Here is a 1,644-nt window from a genome sequence, read left to right as displayed (position 1 = left end):
ACTCGGCCCTGACCACCCTGAAAGACCTGGTTGCGCTGGCGAAAGAGAACGACGGTACGGTCAACATCGGTGGCTTTGGCCCTGTAGGGTCCATGCAGAACATCGGCATGACAATGTTGGAAGAACAGGCCGGTGTGAAGTTCAACTGGGTTGCCTTCGAGTCTACCCCCGACATCATCGCAGCGGTCCTTGGTGGCCACGTTGATGTCGGCGTGTCGAACCTCGGCCCGGCGCTGTCGTTCTTCGAGGCGGACCGTCTGAAAGGTCTGGGCGTTCTGGGAACGAAACGGCTTGCGACTTTGCCGGATATGGAAACCTTCGGCGAGCAGGGCTTTGACGTTGATCCAAGCTGGATTCAGGTGCGTGGCGTCTTTGGCCCCAAGGATATGCCGCTGGACCTGCAACAACAGATCGCCGACGCAATCCACAAGGCAATGGCGGCTGACAGCTACCAGACATATGCCCGCGCCTCGGGTGTCGAGGACAGCGATTTTGGCCCTGAAGAGTATGCGGCTTTCGTTGCGAACCTGACAACCGTTGCCACCGAGCAGCTGACCAAAGCCGGTCTGATTTCAAACTGAAACAACGCTCCGCCACGGACCTTTGTGGCGGGGCATCCTACTGATCGAACGTCAAGGAACCTATCTCATGAGTGGCGCATTTTCAGGTCTGCGAGTCGTCGATACGACCCATGTTCTTGCTGGACCTTTTGCCGGTTATCAAATGGCGCTGCTGGGGGCAGAAGTCATCAAGGTCGAGGCCCCGAATGACCCCGATCAAGCGCGGTTTCAGGGGTCTGACCGCAAGTTGGTCGATGCCGCCATGGGCACTGCCTTTCTGGGGCAGGGGGCGGGCAAACGGACGCTTGCACTGGACCTCAAGACCGAAGGCGGGCGGGACGCGATGAAGCGCCTGATCGCCACCGCCGACGTTTTTGTCGAGAACTACCGTCCCGGCGCTTTTGATGCGTTGGGTCTGGGCTATGCCGAAATGGCAAAGCTGAACCCCAAACTGATCTATTGTTCGATCTCGGCCTTCGGTGCGACGGGCCCGCGCCGCGAGCAAACCGGCTATGACAATGTCATCCAGGCGTTCTCGGGCATGATGGACCTGACAGGCCACGGTGACGACCGGCCGCTGAAATCAGGCGCACCTGCCGTCGACTATGCGACAGGGATGACCGCCGCCTTTGCGATCAGCGCGGCCTTGTTTCAGCGTGCGACAACGGGCACCGGCCAGTTCATCGACGTGTCGATGCTGGAGGTTGCGCTGACGCTGTTGACCTCGCACGCGACGGATTATCTGTGGTCGGACAAACATCCAAAGGCAAAGGGCAACCGGTTTTCCTTTGCTACGCTTGGCATGTACCGCGCGGCCGACACTGACCTGATGATTGCCGCTTCGAACCTGCGCCAGCAACGCCGTCTGTGGATCGCATTGGGGCGCGAGGATTTGGTGAAATCCAACAACTTTGAACGCATCGACGATTTCCAGCGGGAGCATGAAGCGTTGACAGCCATCGTGGAATCCATGCCCGCCGCCTTTTGGGAGGATTTTCTGAATGAACGTCGTATTCCCGCCTCTCGTATCCGTACCATGGGCGAGATGCTGAAAGACGCGCAGACGCAGGCCCGCGGCCAGATC

Annotated in this window: 2 protein-coding genes; both read left to right on the top strand. The window is 59.2% G+C overall.

Annotated elements, in window-relative coordinates; all coding sequences use genetic code 11:
- Positions 1-581, top strand: a 581-nt coding sequence (locus tag VOI29_RS24430) for a Bug family tripartite tricarboxylate transporter substrate binding protein (RefSeq protein WP_323784480.1), incomplete at its 5' end; no start/stop codon positions are given.
- Between the two features lie 67 nt (positions 582-648).
- A partial coding sequence (locus tag VOI29_RS24425; RefSeq protein ID WP_323784479.1) for a CoA transferase occupies positions 649-1,644 on the top strand: 996 nt, incomplete at its 3' end.

It is taken from the genome of Leisingera sp. (genome assembly GCF_034669605.1).
In the GTDB taxonomy this organism is placed as follows: Bacteria; Pseudomonadota; Alphaproteobacteria; order Rhodobacterales; family Rhodobacteraceae; genus Leisingera.
The sequence above is the reverse complement of the archived record's forward strand: the minus strand, read 5'-3'. Positions and strand labels throughout refer to the sequence as shown.